This is a genomic window from Curtobacterium sp. BNK-1 (assembly GCF_048685235.1).
In the GTDB taxonomy this organism is placed as follows: domain Bacteria; phylum Pseudomonadota; class Gammaproteobacteria; order Enterobacterales; family Enterobacteriaceae; genus Pantoea; species Pantoea agglomerans.
This window is the reverse complement of sequence record NZ_JBLQTJ010000001.1, coordinates 1,463,244-1,481,110: the sequence shown is the minus strand read 5'-3', so window position 1 is coordinate 1,481,110 and position 17,867 is coordinate 1,463,244. Positions and strand designations below refer to the sequence as shown.

20 protein-coding genes are annotated in these 17,867 nt (G+C 56.5%); 11 read left to right on the top strand and 9 right to left on the bottom strand.

Features of this window, described 5'->3' with window-relative positions:
- The first annotated feature begins 11 nt into the window (after nt 1-11).
- Genes tagF through ACMGGP_RS07035 form a run of 5 tightly spaced genes read left to right on the top strand, consistent with a single transcriptional unit; the run spans nt 12 to nt 5,096 of the window.
- Nucleotides 12-710 (top strand): type VI secretion system-associated protein TagF, encoded by a 699-nt coding sequence (tagF, locus tag ACMGGP_RS07055; RefSeq protein WP_010245828.1) that lies wholly within the window; start codon nt 12-14, stop codon nt 708-710.
- 36 nt (nt 711-746) lie between these two features.
- Nucleotides 747-1,883 (top strand): type VI secretion system-associated FHA domain protein TagH, encoded by a 1,137-nt coding sequence (tagH, locus tag ACMGGP_RS07050; protein WP_010669995.1) that lies wholly within the window; start codon nt 747-749, stop codon nt 1,881-1,883.
- A complete protein-coding gene (locus ACMGGP_RS07045; protein WP_010669994.1) occupies nt 1,880-2,656 on the top strand; it encodes a PP2C family protein-serine/threonine phosphatase in 777 nt (258 codons plus the stop codon). The genes tagH and ACMGGP_RS07045 overlap by 4 nt, the downstream gene beginning before the upstream one ends.
- 14 nt (nt 2,657-2,670) lie before the next feature.
- Complete coding sequence (locus ACMGGP_RS07040) at nt 2,671-3,624, top strand: hypothetical protein (protein WP_010245838.1); 954 nt, start codon at nt 2,671-2,673, stop codon at nt 3,622-3,624.
- Nucleotides 3,625-3,668: 44 nt separating this feature from the next.
- Nucleotides 3,669-5,096: a serine/threonine protein kinase gene (locus tag ACMGGP_RS07035; RefSeq protein WP_022625780.1), complete on the top strand. Its 1,428-nt coding sequence runs from the start codon at nt 3,669-3,671 to the stop codon at nt 5,094-5,096.
- A gap of 73 nt (nt 5,097-5,169) precedes the next feature.
- Here ACMGGP_RS07035 and ACMGGP_RS07030 read toward each other — a convergent pair whose 3' ends face one another.
- Nucleotides 5,170-5,844 (bottom strand): gamma-glutamylcyclotransferase, encoded by a 675-nt coding sequence (locus tag ACMGGP_RS07030; RefSeq protein WP_202940069.1) that lies wholly within the window; start codon nt 5,842-5,844, stop codon nt 5,170-5,172.
- Nucleotides 5,845-5,892: 48 nt separating this feature from the next.
- Between ACMGGP_RS07030 and ACMGGP_RS07025 the strand changes: the two genes are divergently transcribed.
- Nucleotides 5,893-6,081 (top strand): hypothetical protein, encoded by a 189-nt coding sequence (locus tag ACMGGP_RS07025; protein ID WP_033771581.1) that lies wholly within the window; start codon nt 5,893-5,895, stop codon nt 6,079-6,081.
- On the opposite strand, the gene chaB is transcribed toward ACMGGP_RS07025, so the two are convergent.
- On the bottom strand, nt 6,071-6,301 hold the full coding sequence (chaB, locus tag ACMGGP_RS07020; RefSeq protein ID WP_010245846.1) for a putative cation transport regulator ChaB: 231 nt from the start codon (nt 6,299-6,301) through the stop codon (nt 6,071-6,073). The genes ACMGGP_RS07025 and chaB overlap by 11 nt on opposite strands.
- A 373-nt stretch (nt 6,302-6,674) precedes the next feature.
- Here chaB and chaA point away from each other — a divergent pair, with 373 nt between their 5' ends.
- Entirely contained in the window at nt 6,675-7,766 is a 1,092-nt protein-coding gene (chaA, locus tag ACMGGP_RS07015; RefSeq protein ID WP_010669990.1) for a sodium-potassium/proton antiporter ChaA, read from the top strand.
- A 290-nt stretch (nt 7,767-8,056) separates the two neighbouring features.
- Here chaA and kdsA read toward each other — a convergent pair whose 3' ends face one another.
- The 6 genes from kdsA to hemA are packed head-to-tail and all read right to left on the bottom strand — an operon-like array spanning nt 8,057 to nt 13,378.
- Nucleotides 8,057-8,911 (bottom strand): 3-deoxy-8-phosphooctulonate synthase, encoded by an 855-nt coding sequence (kdsA, locus tag ACMGGP_RS07010; RefSeq protein ID WP_010669989.1) that lies wholly within the window; start codon nt 8,909-8,911, stop codon nt 8,057-8,059.
- Nucleotides 8,912-8,936: 25 nt separating this feature from the next.
- Entirely contained in the window at nt 8,937-9,746 is an 810-nt protein-coding gene (sirB1, locus tag ACMGGP_RS07005; protein ID WP_010669988.1) for an invasion regulator SirB1, read from the bottom strand.
- 1 nt (nt 9,747) lies between these two features.
- Nucleotides 9,748-10,143 (bottom strand): SirB2 family protein, encoded by a 396-nt coding sequence (locus tag ACMGGP_RS07000; RefSeq protein WP_250488606.1) that lies wholly within the window; start codon nt 10,141-10,143, stop codon nt 9,748-9,750.
- Between the two features lie 20 nt (nt 10,144-10,163).
- Nucleotides 10,164-10,997, bottom strand: coding sequence for a peptide chain release factor N(5)-glutamine methyltransferase (gene prmC / locus ACMGGP_RS06995; protein ID WP_045140431.1), 834 nt, complete (start codon nt 10,995-10,997; stop codon nt 10,164-10,166).
- Nucleotides 10,997-12,079 (bottom strand): peptide chain release factor 1, encoded by a 1,083-nt coding sequence (gene prfA, locus ACMGGP_RS06990; RefSeq protein WP_010245863.1) that lies wholly within the window; start codon nt 12,077-12,079, stop codon nt 10,997-10,999. Before prfA ends, prmC begins: the two co-directional genes overlap by 1 nt.
- Before the next feature lie 42 nt (nt 12,080-12,121).
- Nucleotides 12,122-13,378 carry a glutamyl-tRNA reductase gene (hemA, locus tag ACMGGP_RS06985; protein ID WP_010669985.1) on the bottom strand — a complete coding sequence of 419 codons (1,257 nt, stop codon included), beginning with the start codon at nt 13,376-13,378 and terminating at the stop codon, nt 12,122-12,124.
- Between the two features lie 216 nt (nt 13,379-13,594).
- Here hemA and lolB point away from each other — a divergent pair, with 216 nt between their 5' ends.
- From lolB to ACMGGP_RS06965, 4 genes are all read left to right on the top strand, one after another.
- Nucleotides 13,595-14,218 carry a lipoprotein insertase outer membrane protein LolB gene (gene lolB, locus ACMGGP_RS06980; RefSeq protein WP_010669984.1) on the top strand — a complete coding sequence of 208 codons (624 nt, stop codon included), beginning with the start codon at nt 13,595-13,597 and terminating at the stop codon, nt 14,216-14,218.
- Complete coding sequence (gene ispE, locus ACMGGP_RS06975) at nt 14,215-15,072, top strand: 4-(cytidine 5'-diphospho)-2-C-methyl-D-erythritol kinase (protein WP_045140432.1); 858 nt, start codon at nt 14,215-14,217, stop codon at nt 15,070-15,072. The genes lolB and ispE overlap by 4 nt, the downstream gene beginning before the upstream one ends.
- Before the next feature lie 136 nt (nt 15,073-15,208).
- Entirely contained in the window at nt 15,209-16,156 is a 948-nt protein-coding gene (gene prs, locus ACMGGP_RS06970) for a ribose-phosphate diphosphokinase (RefSeq protein WP_010245874.1), read from the top strand.
- Between the two features lie 214 nt (nt 16,157-16,370).
- Entirely contained in the window at nt 16,371-17,522 is a 1,152-nt protein-coding gene (locus tag ACMGGP_RS06965) for a GGDEF domain-containing protein (protein ID WP_498798304.1), read from the top strand.
- On the opposite strand, the gene ychH is transcribed toward ACMGGP_RS06965, so the two are convergent.
- Entirely contained in the window at nt 17,519-17,794 is a 276-nt protein-coding gene (gene ychH / locus ACMGGP_RS06960; protein WP_159226360.1) for a stress-induced protein YchH, read from the bottom strand. The genes ACMGGP_RS06965 and ychH overlap by 4 nt on opposite strands.
- Nucleotides 17,795-17,867 lie beyond the last annotated feature (73 nt).

Here is a 17,867-nt window from a genome sequence, read left to right as displayed (position 1 = left end):
GTGAGGTGAACATGGCTGCTTACACGGCCCCCGGCTGGTATGGCAAGCTGCCGTCGACCGGTGACTTTCTGCACCATCGACTGAGCGAGCAACAGATTAGCCCGTGGAATCACTGGTTCCAGCAGGGATTAATGCACTGGCATCAGCAGGCGTATTCCTACAGCGCGGACTTTCTCCATGCGCCGGTGTGGAACTTTGTGCTGCCGGTTACCGCGACCCGGCCGCAGATACAGATGGGCTGTCTGCTGCCCTCCTGTGACCGCGTCGGACGCGCCTGGCCGCTGCTGGCCCTGCACAGCTTCACGCTGGCTCAGTGGCATCCTGCTCAGCTGACCATTTCCGGCGACTGGTTTCAGGATCTGGGCGCGACACTGTTACGGGCGGTTCAGACACCGCTGAACGGCGAGCAGTTAGAGCAGCAGATACAGGCTTTACCACCGCTGCTGGTGCCGGCCAGGAAGCCCTCTGAAATCATGGATGTGATCGGTTTTCAGGATCTGCCCTGCACGCTGAGCTGGCGTGAAGTGGCTGAACGTTTCGACCCTCAGCAGCATATGAGCTACTGGTGGAGTAACCGCAGTGATGGTTTTGCCCACGCGACCCACAAGCACAGCGGCAACCTCACCGCGCAACTGTTTTCGTTACTGTTTAACCCGGCGGCAGGTTCACAGCCGGGACGTAATGGCCTCTATCCTCCGATGTTCGAGTGAGGCCGGAAGCGTTTGCCGTTCAATCTGGGATAACTCATGCAATTTACCATTGTGCAATGCACTACGGATGTTCCGGTCAGAAGCGTCGCGTTTCAACCGCCTGGCGGCACCATTGGCCGCAGTCAGGACAACGATCTGGTGCTGCCAGATGAGACTCGGGCCATTTCGCGTCTGCAGGCGCTGGTTCACCTGTCGCATGACGGAGAGTGCCGTCTGACGAACCAGGGCAGCGTGACCCCGGTGGAGCATAACGGCATTACCCTGGGTCGCGGCATGCAGGTCGTGCTGAAGCATGGCGATGCGCTGCGCATCGGTGACTATGCGCTGGAAGTACGAGACCCCGCCTGCCACGACACGCAGAGCGATCCGCTGGCGCTGTTTGCTGGCGACAGCGCTCAGCCCGCGAATCCGCTGGGCATCCACGAACATCATGAGGTTGAGGACCGGCTGCTGGTCAGTGAGGCAACGCCCTCACGCCACGAGCGCCACAACGATGCGCGACTGGCTATCGATCCCCAGGCCAGCGAGCCGCGTCGGGCGCTGACGGCGCAGCCGGTGGATCAGGATCGGCTAATCGCCGCACTGCTGGAGGGGATGGGGCTGAGCAACGGTCACGCCACGCCGGTGGATGAAGAGCAGATGCGCATTACTGGCCGGATGCTGAGCCTCTTTTCCCAGGGCACCGTCGCGCTGCTCTCTTCGCGATCCATTCTCAAGCGTGGTGTCAAAGCGGACATGACGATGATCCTGAATGAGGCCAACAATCCGTTCAAGATCCTGCCCTCCGGCAAAACCGTGCTGATGCAGATGTACCAGAGCCAGATGCCCGGGTTTATGCCGCCGGAACAGGCGGTACGCGATGCCCTGGTCGATTTGCAGGCCCACCAGCTGGGGATGATTGCCGGTATCCGCGCCATTATTGCGGCGATGCTGCAATCCTTTAATCCGCAGCGGCTGGAGGAGCAGGCGCGTGCCGATGGCGTGGTGTCAAAAATGCCCTTTTCCGCCATGAAGAAGGCGGCGCTGTGGGACTACTTCACCCGTAATTATCAGCGTACGGCCGGAGAGATCGAAGATGATTTCCATACGCTGTTTGGCGAGGCCTTTCTCCATGCCTATGACATGGAGGTGAATCAGTATAAGGACTCTCAGACGCGGGTAGATGAACCATGAAAATCGTTTTTGCCAGCCGCTGCCAGCAGGGGCTACGCGATGAGAATCAGGATCGCACCGGCGCAGAGCTGGATGAGCGTAAAGCCTGCTTTGTGGTCTGCGATGGCGTGGCCGGTCTGCCCGGCGGCGAGATGGCGGCACAGCTGGTGCGTGACACCCTGCTGAGCCAGTTACAGGCGCACGCCGACCTGACGCCGGAGATAACCCATCAGGCGATTGAACAGTGCCGCTTAGCGCTGCATGAGGCACAGGGTAAAAATCCGAAATATTCACGCATGAGCACCACGCTGGCGGCCCTGTTTATTGACCGCGAAAAACAGCGCGCATGGTGGGCGCATGCCGGTGACAGCCGGGTTTACCACTTCCGCCGCGGCGTGCTTCATGAGGTCACTCGCGATCATAGTCTGGCCCAGCAGCTGAAAGAAGCGGGCTATGAAAATACCGGCATTAACAGTAATTTACTCTATAATGCGCTCGGCGCTGAACCGCCTCGCTTAGTAAGCTTTTCGCAGGAGATTGCGCTGGAGGATGGCGACGCGTTTCTGGTCTGCACCGATGGCTTCTGGCTGAATCTGGCCAGTCATGAAATGGAACAGGCGCTGCGCATGGTGAATGCCTGCGAAGAGTGGCTGGCTCTGATGGAACAGGCGGTAAGCCGCAACGTTAAGAAAGATAATCTCAGCGCACTGGCGGTCTGGATTGGTGAGCCGGAGGAGGCAACGCTACTCTATTCACTGGCTGATTCGGCGCGCTTTCTGCCGCCTCGTTTTTGATTCCAAGGATCCTTATGAAACTGTGGTTGCCCGGCATCATCACCCTGCTGATTGCCTTTCACGCCCAGGCTGAAAATTATCGGGTTGTCTACTCCCCCAGCCTGGCGCTGGAGGTCTATATCGATAATGTGGTGAGTAAAGCGCCTGACGACTGGTGCAAAGAGACGCTGCCACTGCGCATCGTCTCCGGCAAAAGTAAGGATTCGGCGGTGCTGACCACCTTTTTACCGCGCGTCGGCACCCTGCTCGCTAATCAGTGCGGATTACTGGACGAGCTACCCTGGCAGATGACCAGTAAAGAGGGTGGCGTACTGGCCAGCGGCAGCGCCAGTAAGCTGCAGAACTGGCGTCCTATCGTGATGGCAGATGCCACCGCCAGCGCCAGTGAGAGTAATGCTGCACCGCTTGACCTGTCTCGGCCCGCCAACAGCACGCCGCTGCAACATTTTGATCTCCCCAGCGGCTGCCATTTTCGCACCGCCTGGGATGAAAATGCCCAGACCCTGTTTATCCCGGATGTCAGCAAGCAGCAGTGCTCACCGGATGGCTGGGCAGAAGGCAAAAGTGAGCTGATGCTGGCGACCCCAGACCACCCAACGCCGGTGGCAGTCACCTTTTATCAGGGCTATCCCATCGCCAATCTGACGATCCCGGACAGCAAGCTGGAGGTTATCGCCGCGAACAATCAGCGCATGATTGTGACACGCCCGGATGCGAATGATAGCTGGCTGGTGCTGCCCTTTGATGCCAAACAACATGTCTGGCGCTTCAATGGTGCCCTGTTGATAAAGATGGATAAGAATGCTGCGCAGCAGGATGCTGACGCTGTGAAATCGCGAGTTGATACGTTGCGCAGCCACTGGGCGCCCTATTTCATGCCACAGCAAAAAGTGAATGTGTTACTCATCGACACCCTGCACGCGGATCTGGTTGATCCTGCCATTGGTGCCTGGCGTAACATCAATTAATTACCGCGCAGCCTGGCGAGCAGGCCGTGTACAGAGAGTTCACTATGTCGGCAAATGATAATCCGAAAACCGTTCCGAATGCCCTGCCTGACGGATACCGTTTCAATGAGTTTGAGATCAAGGAAGTGATCGGAGGCGGCGGCTTCGGCATCGTCTATCGCGCGTGGGATCACCAGCTTGAACGCACTATTGCAATCAAAGAGTACATGCCGGTGTCGCTGGCAGTCCGTGCCGCCGATTTAACGCTGGAGCTGCGCGGTGAGCGTTTCCAGAAGCTGTTTAATGCCGGGCTCACCAGCTTTATTCAGGAAGCGCGTCTGCTGGCCCGCTTTAATCATCCGGGACTGCTGCACGTGCTGCGCTTCTGGGAGCAGAACGGCACAGCCTATATGGGCACGCTCTACTACAGCGGTATGACGCTGAAAGAGTGGCAGGTAACCAGCCCGGCGTCGATCACTGAAGCCTGGATCCGCCGCCTGCTGCCGCCGCTGTTGGGTGCCATCAGCACCATCCATCAGGCCGGCTATCTGCATCGCGATATCTCGCTCGACAATATTCAGATTCAGGAGAACCAGCTGCCGGTTCTGCTCGATTTTGGCTCGGCGCGTAAAGAGATTGGCAACCTCTCTGACGAAACGGAAATCATGCTTAAACCTGGCTTTGCGCCGATTGAGCAGTACAGCGAAGAGGGTGAAGTTGAACAGGGGCCGTGGACCGATATCTACGCCCTGGGCGCGGTGCTGCATAACCTGATTACCGGTAATCCGCCGCCGGTCAGCGTGGTGCGCTGCATTGAAGATAATTATCAGCCGCTGGTGGAACGCCAGCCAGAAGGCTACTCACTGCCGCTGCTGCATGCCATTGACTGCGCGCTGGCAATGAAGCCAGGCGATCGCCCACAAACGATTGATGCCTTTGCCGCGTTGATTGATCTGCCGGTCAGTGATGTGGAAGCGGTGGTAAACAGCTTCCCGGTGCCGGGCGAGTCGCCTGCTCTGCCGGTCGAGGAGCCGGTGGAGGCTGCTGCGCCGGTGGTGATGGCGATGAATCATGCCGCCGCGTCCGCCGAGCCGGTGACGCCGCGCACGGTGCGTAAACTGTCGCCTGGATTGCTGGGTCTGGCTGCCGTGGCTATTCTGGCCGTGGTTGTCGCCACCTGGCTGGCGAATCGCCACAGTGCCACACCAGAGGTGGTTAACAACAGTTCAGCCATGACGCAGGCGCCCGCATCGATTCCGTCAGCCGCTGCCGTTCCGGCCGCGCTGGCGACCGTCTATCTTAAGCTGGAGAGCGGTGAAAGCGTGGTGCTTAACGGACAGCCGGTTGAGGTAAAACCGGGCAGCAGCGGATTTGCCGCACTGAATCTGGCGGCGGGACAGTACAAAATTGACGTTAAGAATGGCAGTGAGACGCACACACAATCCCTGACCATCGATAAACCCGGTACCTGGCTGATTAATCCGGGTAATTAAGCCCGGTAACCCGCACCCGGATCGTAAAAGGGCGCGACCCTGTCGCGCCCTTTTACTCTGCTTATGCCCCGGTTCAGGCCTGCTTCAGACAGGCTTGCTGAAGTGTTCGCACCTGATGGGCCAGCCGGCTCAGACTCTCCTCCTCCATGCCGCGCCGGGTCAGCTCCTCTTCCAGAGCAAACAGATATTGCGCATTCGAGCCGAGCGGGCCGCTGGCCGCGGCGATTAATGGCGCAATCGCCTCCGGACAGGAGTCCGATTCATACAGCGGATGACGCGGATCCATAATAAAGGTCAGCGCAGTGACGCTGCGACCATCCTCCAGCTGTAATTCACACCAGGTTGGAAGATAGCAGCCGGTGATCATCTCACGCTTCCACAGCAGCGCCAGCTCTTCATGCAGCCGCTCTTCCGGCAGACGAAACGCCAGACCCGTGGTTCTGCCGCCCTGCTTCAGCGCCAGCATGCGACCGGGATGCGTGGCGGTGCCACGTCCGGCAATCAGCCGCAGGCAGAAAGCACGGTGCCAGCCCTCCAGCGCACCGGACGCCACTTCATCCGCCTCAAAAATCGGGTTCCACATCAGCGAGCCGTAACCAAAGATCCATACCGGGCTGTGATCGGGACGACAGGCCAGGGTGGCTGCCAGCGAGGCCGCGCGCTGCTCGCAACTCCAGAGCAACGCCTCTTCGATATCCCCGAACGACGTTTTACAATCCGCTTTTAATAGAAATTCCCGGGTAAGCAATGCGACCTCCTCAACATCAACGGCGTCCTGCAGAATGGCTCCTGTAACATGATCTCCAAAACGGCGCTGCGTTTCGTTCATCAAATTGACATTAATCTATTTCCGCGCGGGGTTACAAGCGTGATTCCGGTCGCAGGTCAAAAAAAACCAGATAAACCTTATAGCGAAGATGAAAAAAAGGGCCAGATAATCCTGGCCCTTTGGCGTGAACAGGCTAGCGACGGCATTAACGTTTAGGATGCCACTTATCGTCATCACCTTTTTCATACTCTTTCTTCACGGCTGCCCAGGCGACTTTGTGCGCCACCTCTTCCCGCGAATCATCGCCCCGTCGATCCTTAGCTTCTTTATATTCTTCCCACGCGCTGTTAAATGCCTGCTGATAGATATCCTGCGCATGCGCGGGAAGCACGTGTTTTACGTTGTCAGGTAAGTCGGTTCGTTTAGAGTAAGGCATAACGGCTCCTCAGTTTATGGATTCCTGTTAAGCCTGGCGCAACAGAATAAAAATACAAACAGCCACTTATCTCCCCTTCAAATTAAAAACCAGAAACAGGCGACACAAGTTACAATGATAAGCAGATTTTCCGGCGTTTGACGGTCAGATAGGTGGGTAAAGAGAAGTTGTTGTGGCCTGATTAATATTGCAATATTTGAGATAACTTCAGGTTAATACTGCTTCGACCATTTATTGCATTTAAGTAAAAAGCAGTAAATTTTTCCCGTTCGGACCGGTGAAAAGATAAACTGCGCCCTGCCCTAAAACTGATTATATTTCTAACAGCAGCACTCGCTGTGTCCGGATAATCATTAACCAGAGAGGATGGTGAATGCCTTCACATGAAAAAACACGTCACAAGGAATTCTCGCTGATACTTCCCCTTATCACGCTGGGTATACTCTATTTTTTTGGTGCAACCACATCATTTCCGATTGTAGTCGGTATCAACTTAGTGGCGCTGGTTGCCATTCTGAGCAGCGCCTTTAGCGTTGTACGACATGCCGACGTGCTGGCGCACCGGCTGGGCGAGCCCTATGGCTCTCTGATCCTGAGTCTGTCCGTGGTGATTCTGGAAGTGAGCCTGATCTCGGCGCTGATGGCGACCGGCGATGCCGCCCCCGGGCTGATGCGCGATACGCTCTATTCGATCGTAATGATTGTGACTGGCGGACTGGTTGGCTTTGCGCTGCTGCTGGGCGGTAATAAGTTTGCGACGCAATACGTGAATCTGGCGGGCGTGAAGCAATACCTGATCGCTATCTTTCCCCTGGCGATTCTGGTGCTGGTGTTTCCCAACGCACTGCCGGGCGGTAATTTCTCTGTCACTCAGGCACTGCTGATCGCGGCGATTTCAGCGGCGATGTATGGCGTGTTCCTGCTGATTCAGACCAAAACCCACCAGAGCCTGTTTGTCTATGAGCATGAAGATGAGAGCGATGATGGCGACCCGCATCATGGCAAACCCTCTGCCCACAGCAGCTTCTGGCATACCAGCTGGCTGATCGTGCATCTGATTGCGGTCATTGCCGTGACCAAGATGAATGCTAATACGCTGGAAAGCCTGCTGACGGATCTGAATGCACCGGCACAGTTTACCGGTTTCCTGGTGGCCCTGCTGATCCTCTCACCGGAAGGCCTGGGGGCGATCAGGGCCGTGCTGATGAATCAGGTGCAGCGCGCCATGAACCTCTTCTTTGGTTCAGTGCTGGCGACCATCTCACTCACGGTACCGGCGGTAACCATTATCGCCACCCTGACCGGACAGGAGCTGATATTTGGTCTGGAGCCGCCGCAGATGGTGATTATGATGGCGTCGCTGATTCTCTGTCAGCTCTCCTTCTCGACCGGACGCACAAATGTACTGAATGGAGCCGCGCATCTGGCGTTGTTTATCGGTTATCTGATGACCATCATGCTGTAACGTCACCGGATTTCAGGCGAAAAAAAAGAGCGATTAATCGCTCTTTTTTTGTCGTTGAAAACCCAGGTCAGAATACATCTGGCAGCAACAGATGAACTCGACGTGAAGGGAACAGGGGCAGAGGAGAAAAGCGTCCCGCGCCAGGGACGGCGCGGGCCGAGCGGCCATGGATGGCTTTAGCGTCTTTTCGATCTGCCCCTGTTCTCTGAACTGGCTCGATTTCACAGCGAATCCAGCAGCACTTTCCCACAATCTTATTAAACGACTCAGTGCTCTTTTTTACTGCAAACTTATTTGCTGGTATCGAGTTCCGGGAAGCTTTTCACCAGATCGTCAATCGCTTTCATCTGCACCAGGAATGGCTCCAGCTTATCCAGCGGCAACGCGGATGGGCCGTCACACAGGGCGTGTTCAGGATCCGGGTGCGCTTCGATAAACAGACCGGCAATGCCGACCGCCATACCGGCACGCGCCAGCTCAGCCACCTGAGCACGACGACCACCTGATGCTGCGCCAAACGGATCGCGTGTCTGCAGCGCATGGGTCACATCGAAAATCACCGGGCTGTTTTTGGTGACTTTCTTCATCACGTTAAAGCCGAGCATATCGACAACCAGATTGTCGTAGCCGAAATTGCTGCCGCGATCGCACAGGATGACCTGCTCGTTGCCACCTTCAGCGAACTTATCAACGATGTTGCCCATCTGACCCGGGCTGACGAACTGGGGCTTCTTGACGTTAATGACCGCGCCGGTTTTCGCCATCGCTTCCACCAGGTCAGTCTGACGCGCCAGGAACGCGGGCAGCTGGATCACATCAACCACTTCAGAGACCGGCTGCGCCTGGGACGCTTCATGCACATCAGTGATAATTTTGACGCCGAAAGCCTGCTTCAGCTCCTGGAAAATCTTCATTCCCTCTTCCAGGCCTGGGCCACGATAGGAGTGAATAGAGGAGCGGTTCGCTTTATCAAATGACGCTTTGAATACGTAAGGAATACCAAGCTTACTGGTGACGGTAACGTAGTGTTCGCAGATGCGCATCGCCAGGTCGCGCGACTCCAGAACGTTCATCCCGCCAAACAGCACAAATGGCAGATCGTTTGCAACCTTGATATCGCCAATACTCACGACTTTCTGTGTCATGCCCTTTCCTTTTCAGTGGGTCCGCTTAGTGCAGCGTGACCTGTTTTTGTTCGATTGCGTGAATCTGAACTTTGATCATTTCGCTGACCGGGTCTTCAGGACACTGCTCAACGAAGTAGGTTAAATCATTCAGGGCGATATGTTCGCACTCCAGCTGCGCGTAGATCAAACCGCGATCGCGGATTTCGTAGGGATCGTCAGGATCGATACGTAACAGCACCTGACTGACGTTCAGCGCCAGCTCCATCTTCTTCTCTTCCATCAACGCCGCTTTCAGCGTGTCGAGCATCTTGCGCATCACGGTGACGGTTTTGGCTTCGTCGAGATCATCGTCATACAGACGCGCTGTCGGGCTGATATTGCCTTTGAGCCACACTTCCAGCGTGTGCCGGTCAAGGGTTTCGCCATTAAACGGGTTGATCATCCACTTATCGCCATCAATCCAGTCGGCGCGCAGAATCAGCTGCGTCGGGAAGATCACCGGCATCAGCGGCAGTTCCAGCTCGGCGGCGATGTGCAGCAGGATAACGCCCAGTGACACCGCCGTGCCCCGGCGGGTCTTCAGCACATTGTCGATCCAGAGGGCATCAGAAAGATTGTAGACGCCACTGGCACCGCAAAATCCCCACTGGCGATAGAACAGTTCCAGCAGCTTTTCGAGCTGCATGTCAGCATCTTCAGTATGGCTGACATAGTCACGTGCTTCGGCGACTAACGCCGCAAGTTGTGCTTCCACCGACAACGCCGGGAAATCGGCGCGGATGGCAAGCGTGGCACCAATCACCGCTTCACACAGCGGTGTCTGGCTGAAATCTAATTGTTCGGTCGAGGTCATGCTATCCCCATAACGGCATTTTGGTCAGCGCCAGCTTAATGATGGCCACCAGGGCGATTAACGCTACCAGAAAAGCGATCCAGCGGGTGCGATCAGTGCGTGGACGGCGACTCAATGCCACAAATCCTAAGGCGATGTAGATGATAACCGCTAAAAGCTTCTCCGTCAGCCAGCTTCCTTGCGGTGTAAAGGGATAGAAGTGGGTAATCATCACCAGCGAGACGCCGGTCACCAGTAACAGGGTGTCGTTAGCGTGCGGCAGGATGCGCACCCAGCGTTTCGTCATCATTGCCGATCCACGGCGCAGCCAGTAAAACCGCAGCAGGAACAGCGTCACGGTAAGCACCACCGTTAAGATGTGCAGATTTTTAATTAAGGGATAAAAGGCGAACATCATGAATCCTTTTCAAAGCGCTTTTATGAAGGGAACTGGCCTAAGGTCACACGCGGATTGCCGCCGTAATCATCGACGGTTTCCACGGCGTGATAGCCTTTTTGCCGCATCAGCGTGGCCACCGCCTCGCCCTGCTGCCAGCCATGTTCCAGCAGCAGCCAGCCACCCGGCAGCAGCCATGTGGGTGCCTGCTCGATCAGCGTGCGCAGATCCGCCAGTCCCGCTTCATCCGCCACCAGCGCGCTGCGCGGTTCAAAGCGCACGTCACCCTGCTCCAGATGAACATCGCTGGCATCTATGTAGGGTGGGTTACTGACAATGAGGGTAAAGCGCTGTGGCGTCAGCGCCTGGAACCAGTGACTGAGCAGAAAGGTGGTGTTGGTGAGGCTGAGCTGCTGCGCATTACTGTTCGCCAGCTCAACGGCGGCTTCAATGCGATCCACGCCGGTCACCTGACAATCGGGACGCTCGCTGGCCAGCGCCAGCGCAATCGCTCCGGTGCCGGTGCCCATGTCCAGAATGGTTGCCGGTGTCGCGGGCAGATGTGCCAGCGCCTGTTCAACCAGCAGTTCGGTATCCGGGCGCGGGATCAGCGTGGCGTCATTGACGCGCAATGGCAGCGACCAGAATTCGCGTTCGCCCACCAGATGCGCCACCGGCTCACCGCGGGCGCGACGCGCCAGCAGGCTATCCAGCTGCGTCAGCTGTTCTTCGCTGAGCACCGTTTCATCAAAGGCGATTAACCAGCTGCGTGATTTGCCGGTCACAAAACCTAACAGGATCTCTGCGTCACGCTTCGGACTGTCACCACCGCACAGCGTGGCGACCGCCTGTTTCAGCCAGTGACGAATATCCATTAATCCTGACCAGCCAGCGCCGCCAGCTGATCGGCCTGGTACTCCTGAACAATCGGCTCAATCAGGCTGTCGAGTTTCCCTTCCATCACTTCATCCAGACGGTAGATGGTCAGGTTGATACGGTGATCGGTCACGCGGCCCTGCGGGAAGTTGTAGGTGCGGTTACGGTCAGAACGATCGCCGCTGCCCAGCAGGTTGCGTCGGGTACTGGCTTCGGCGGCGTGACGGCGGGCCATCTCTGCAGCGTGAATACGCGAGCCCAGCACCGCCAGCGCTTTGGCTTTGTTTTTATGCTGTGAACGTTCGTCCTGACACTCCACCACGATACCGGTTGGCAGGTGGGTAATACGAATAGCGGAGTCGGTGGTGTTAACGTGCTGACCGCCTGCGCCGGATGAGCGGAAAGTATCGATCTTCAGATCGCCCGCATTAATTTCCGGCAGTTCCGCTTCCGGGATTTCCGGCATCACGGCAACGGTACAGGCTGAGGTGTGAATGCGGCCCTGGGATTCGGTCTCCGGCACGCGCTGCACGCGATGGCCGCCTGACTCAAACTTCAGGCGTCCATAGGCACCTTCGCCGGTGACGCGGGCAATCACTTCTTTGTAACCGCCATGCTCGCCTTCGTTGGCGCTGATGATCTCCACGCGCCAGCGACGCGCTTCGGCATAGCGGCTGTACATGCGGAAGAGATCGCCGGCGAAAATCGCCGCTTCATCGCCGCCGGTTCCGGCGCGCACTTCGATAAAACAGGCGCGCTCATCATCCGGATCTTTCGGCAGCAACAGAACCTGCAACTGCTGCTCCAGCACGTCACTCTTCTCACGCGCTTCCTGCAACTCTTCCTGAGCCATGTCACGCATTTCAGGATCGTCGAGCATCTGCTGCGCGGTTTCGATATCTTCCTGCACCTGCTGCCAGTCGCGGAAGCAACGGGTCACATCGGTCAGCTGAGCATATTCGCGTGACAGCGCACGGAAACGCTCCTGATCGGCGATCACGCCTGCATCGCCCAGCATCGCTTCCACTTCTTCGTGGCGCTCCTGCAGGGCTTCCAGTTTGGCAACTATAGAGGTTTTCATTTAAATGTGGGATTCCCGTAACAGGTGGCGACAGCGGTGTGCCTAATCGAGACCCAGGCTGTCGCGTAAAATCTGCAGGCGTTCATTATCGCCGTCGCGGGCGGCCTGCTGAAGTGATTTGGTTGGAGCGTGTATTAAACGGTTGGTCAGCTTGTGCGCCAGTTCCTGCATGACTTTCTGCGGATCGGCACCCTGCTGCAGCGCCTGCAGCGCACGGCCTTCCAGCTCAGCGCGGATCTCTTCCGCCTGAGAACGATATTCACGGATCGTATTCACAGCGCCCTGTGAGCGCAGCCACGCCATGAATTCGCTGCTTTCCTGAACCACGATGCTTTCGGCCTGAACCGCGGCCGCTTTGCGCTGCGCCAGGTTCTGCTCGATGATCGCCTGCAGGTCATCCACGCTGTAGAGATAGGCGTTAGGCAGGTCGCCCACTTCCGGCTCTACGTCGCGCGGAACTGCAATGTCGACCAGCAGCATTGGCTTGTTACGTCGCGCTTTCAGCGCGCGCTCCATCATCCCCTTACCGATAATCGGTAGCGGACTGGAGGTTGACGAGATAATAATGTCGGCTTCTGCCAGACGGGCGTCGATCTCCGCCAGGGTGATCACCTCTGCACCCACTTCCGACGCCAGCGTTTCGGCGCGTTCGCGGGTACGGTTGGCGATGATCAGATTTTTAACCTGATGTTCACGCAGATGACGCGCCACCAGCTCAATGGTCTCACCTGCGCCAACCAGCAAGACATTGACGGAGGAGAGCGATTCGAAGATCTGACGGGCCAGCGTACAGGCGGCAAACGCCACCGACACCGCGTTGGCACCGATATCGGTTTCCGTACGTACGCGTTTGGCAACCGAGAAGGTTTTCTGGAACATGCGTTCCAGTTCACTGCTCAGCGCCTGACCGCGTGAGGAGTCGGCAAAGGCTTTTTTCACCTGACCGAGGATTTGCGGTTCGCCCAGCACCAGTGAGTCGAGTCCGCTGGCGACGCGCATCAGGTGGCTGACCGCCTCGTTATCCTGATGCCAGTAGAGGCTGTTTCGCACATCCTCTTCATCCAGCTGATGATAATTGCATAACCAGCTCACCAGACGCGCCTGTAAGTCGGCCTGCTGCTCTACACTCAGGTAGAGTTCAGTCCGGTTACAGGTGGACAACACCACGCCGCTCTGCACCATTGGCTGTGATAACAGGCTGTTTAACGCCTGCTCAAGCGTCTCCGGCCCGAACGAGACGCGTTCGCGCAGAGCAATGGGGGCTGTCTTGTGATTGATTCCGAGAGCGAGCAGCGTCATAGCGGTTTTGGTTGGGATGTCCCAATAATGTCAGGGTTTTGTGAGGCGCATTCTACAAGATGCGGCAGATCAAGAAAAGCCATACAAAGGCTATGACTGTAATAAGATTAACCCGATCGTGCTCAATTTGCTGCATAACAGCATTGACGGTTAAAACCGGGACGGTTAGCGTTATCCGTTACGAATAATAAATGTGTCCGAGGAGATGACCACTTGATGCTTAATTCACCACGCAATCTGTTGCGCCTTTTGCCCCTTGCCAGCGTGCTGCTGGCAGCCTGTAGCGTCAACAAACCGCAAGGCCCGGGCCCCAGCGTTACCGCGCCACAGTGGCAACAGCATCAGCAGGCGGTCTCAAAGGTCACGCACTATCAGACCCGCGGCGCCTTTGCCTATCTTTCTGACAAGCAGAAAGTCTATGCCCGCTTTAACTGGCAGCAGACCGCGCCCGATCGCTATCGCCTGCTGCTGACCAATCCGCTGGGCAGCACCGAACTGCAGCTGGATGCGCAGGGCTCGGTGGTACAGATCGTCGATAACAAAGGCAAGCGTTACGTCAGCAACGATGCGCAGAAAATGATTTCGCAGCTGACCGGCATGAACATTCCGCTGGCGAATCTGCGCCAGTGGATGATGGGTCTGCCAGGCGATGCCACCGACTATCAGCTCAACGAGAGCTATCAGCTGAGCAGCCTGAACTACAGCCGCGACGGTCAGAACTGGCAGGTCTCTATTGCGGGCTACGACAGCAAAGTCACCCCGCCGCTTCCTTCGAGCCTGGAGCTGAAAGAGGGTGACCAGCGGATTAAACTGCGTATGGACGGCTGGACCGTTCAATGATCACCCACTGGCCTGCCCCGGCAAAACTGAATCTTTTTCTCTACATCACCGGCCGTCGTCCCGACGGCTATCACAACCTGCAGACGCTGTTTCAGTTTCTTGATTACGGTGACCAGCTGCAGATTACCGTCAATCAAAGCGGCTCGATTACACTGTTAACGCCCGTGGCAGGCGTTGCGGATGCGGATAACCTGATTGTCCGCGCCGCAAACATGCTGAAACAGGCGGCGCAGGATAACCACCGCCTGTCCGCTCACGCGGGCGCGCAGATTGCCGTTGAGAAAAACCTGCCCATGGGTGGCGGTCTCGGTGGCGGCTCCTCTGATGCGGCAACCGTGCTGGTGGCGCTGAATCATCTGTGGCAAACCGGCTTCACGCCGGATGAGCTGGCGGCGATGGGCGTGAAGCTGGGCGCGGATGTGCCGGTGTTTGTCCAGGGCTTCGCGGCCTTCGCCCAGGGTGTGGGTGAACAACTTCATCCCGCAGAGCCGGAAGAAAAGTGGTATCTTGTCGCCCATCCCGGCGTGAATATCAGCACCCCAGTAGTATTCAACGACCCCGAACTGACGCGAGATACTCCATCGCGCAGTTTATCGACGCTTTTAGCATCACCCTTCACCAATGATTGTGAAGCAGTGGTAAGAAAACGTTTTCGTGAGGTTGATGAGCTTGTTTCCTGGCTGCTAGAATACGCGCCGTCACGCCTGACTGGCACGGGCGCTTGTGTGTTTGCTGAGTTCGACACCGAGTCTGCTGCCCGCCAGGTGCTGGAGCTTGCCCCGAATGGGGTACGCGCATTTGTAGCCCGGGGCGTAAATGTTTCGCCGCTACAGCGTACCCTGCGAGGCGATTAGCGAATGCGTGACAGTGTCACCACGTTCCGGACACTGCACGTTTCGCATCAACACACCCGTGTGAACGCACATGACCGTACGCGCCGGTTACAGTCATGCCGTTCATTCTCTGGACGCAAAGCCTGAGGTTCTTCTCGTGCCTGATATGAAGCTATTTGCTGGTAACGCCACCCCGGAACTAGCACAACGTATTGCCAACCGCCTTTACACCAGCCTGGGAGACGCCGCTGTAGGACGTTTCAGTGATGGTGAAGTGAGCGTACAGATCAACGAAAATGTACGCGGTGGTGATATTTTCATCATCCAGTCCACCTGTGCCCCCACCAACGATAATCTGATGGAACTGGTTGTGATGGTCGACGCGCTGCGTCGTGCTTCTGCTGGTCGTATTACCGCAGTCATCCCCTACTTTGGTTATGCCCGTCAGGATCGCCGCGTGCGTTCCGCGCGTGTACCTATCACCGCTAAAGTAGTGGCAGACTTCCTTTCCAGCGTCGGTGTTGACCGTGTTCTGACGGTTGACCTGCACGCCGAGCAGATCCAGGGCTTCTTCGACGTCCCGGTTGATAACGTATTTGGCAGTCCGATCCTGCTGGAAGATATGATGCAGATCGGTCTGGAAAACCCGATTGTTGTTTCTCCCGATATTGGTGGCGTAGTACGTGCCCGTGCTATCGCTAAACTGCTGAACGACACCGATATGGCCATCATCGATAAACGCCGCCCTCGCGCGAACGTTTCTCAGGTGATGCACATCATTGGTGACGTTGCTGGCCGCGACTGCGTGCTGGTCGACGACATGATCGACACCGGCGGCACGCTGTGCAAAGCGGCTGAAGCGCTGAAAGAGCGTGGTGCTAAACGCGTATTTGCCTACGCGACCCACCCGATCTTCTCCGGCAATGCGGTTGAAAACCTGCGTAAATCTGTGCTCGACCAGGTAATCGTCTGCGATACCATCCCACTCTCTCAGGAGATTAAGTCACTGCCGAATGTGCGCACGCTGACCTTATCTGGCATGCTGGCCGAAGCCATTCGCCGCATCAGTAACGAAGAATCAATCTCGGCAATGTTCGAGCATTAATCTTCGCGGAACCGGGCCCTGTGCCCGGTTTTTTTATGCCTGCCGGGCGCCCGATTAACGCGCTTCTTTTTCTGATATTTTCGCGATAAATTTCCCCAAAATCGCCTGTTTTCAACGCCACCCACTCTTTTGATAAAACGCCGCGTTCCCCGCTTCTGCCCTGTGCCGTTAAGTGGTAATTTGCAGCGCACTTTTCATAAGAACCCTGACCGCCATGAGCCTCGATATCTATACGTTATTTGTCTGCGAGCTTTATGTGCTGGGGTTTCTGAGCATCATCATGTTTTTTGCCTGGATCGGATCGCAGTATGATCGCGTTCTCGGCTTCACCTGCCTGTCGCTGGTTTTTACCCTGATTGCGGTATTCTTAAGTAGCCTGCGCAGCAGTGGCCTGCATTTCCTGCCCGTTGCAGTGGGTAACGTTTTAGTGATGCTGGCTTACGGCGGATTGTTAAATGCGTTCCGGCGCTTCTGCGGCAAGCCCATCGGCACTCACTGGCTATTGGGCGCCCTGCTCTGGGCACTCCTCTGCTGTTTCCCGGCGTTCTATTACAGCTTACCCAAACGGGTGCTGGTGCTCTGCATCGCCTGCATCGCCTATACCGCCGCACTGATCCAGCTGGTCTGGCTGGCGCGTGCCACGCTAAAGGTGACCTTCTGGCCTGCACAGTTGCTGCTGTGGATCCATCTGCTGTTTCACCTGGCTCGCCTGTTTCTGGACAGCGCGATTCCCAGCACGCTGCCTGGCGCCATTGGCGGATCAAACTTCTCGATTTACGTCATCCTGGAATCGATTCTGTTTGTCATCGGTCTGACATTTACTATCCTGGCCATGGTGAATGAACAGATGCAGTCAGTCTTAAAACATGCCTCGATGCACGATCCTCTGACCAGCGTCTGGAATCGTCGGGCTTTATTTAATGAAGCAGAGAAGATTGTGGCGCGATGCCGCCGTCAGAACCGGCCGTTTAGCGCGATTCTGTTCGATCTGGATCATTTTAAGAGCATTAACGATCGGTATGGCCATCAACAGGGCGACCAGATATTGATTCACTTTTGCGACATTGTCAGAGGGCTAATACCGGCTGAGGGGCGTTTTGCGCGACTGGGCGGAGAGGAGTTTGCGGCGATAATTCCGGCGGCGGCAACAGAGGCAGAGGCATGGTGCGAGACTATCCGGCGGGAGGTCTGTGCGTCACAACCCAATTCAATTGCCTATTCGGTAAGCATTGGGTTTGCCACGGTCTCACATCAGCAGCAGGGTTTTGACGATTTACTCGCACTGGCGGATAAAGCGCTCTATCACGCTAAGGCCAGCGGCCGGAACCGCATCGCGCAGCATCCGGTCACTGCTGGCATCGGTTAATGGTGAGAATTGTGCGACCGGCGACAACGTTTGTCATAGTGACGATGCCAGTAATAACGATCTTCAACCTTTTCACGACCACTCAAACCCGCCCCGACCAGCCACATCATTGCACCAACAAAGATGCCGAGGATTGCGCCCTGCGCCAGCGCATCTGGCAGATCAAGCGCGGGAAGCTGGTTCATAATTGAGAAACCCACGCCCAGCACCATTGTGACTAATCCCAGTACCATCAAGCTGTTACCCGCTACGCGGCAGTGTTGATGTTTCATGCTGCACCTCCATCCATATGAGTCAATAACCGCACACAATGTTAAGTGCCATAAGCTTAGGCAATGGGTGAAG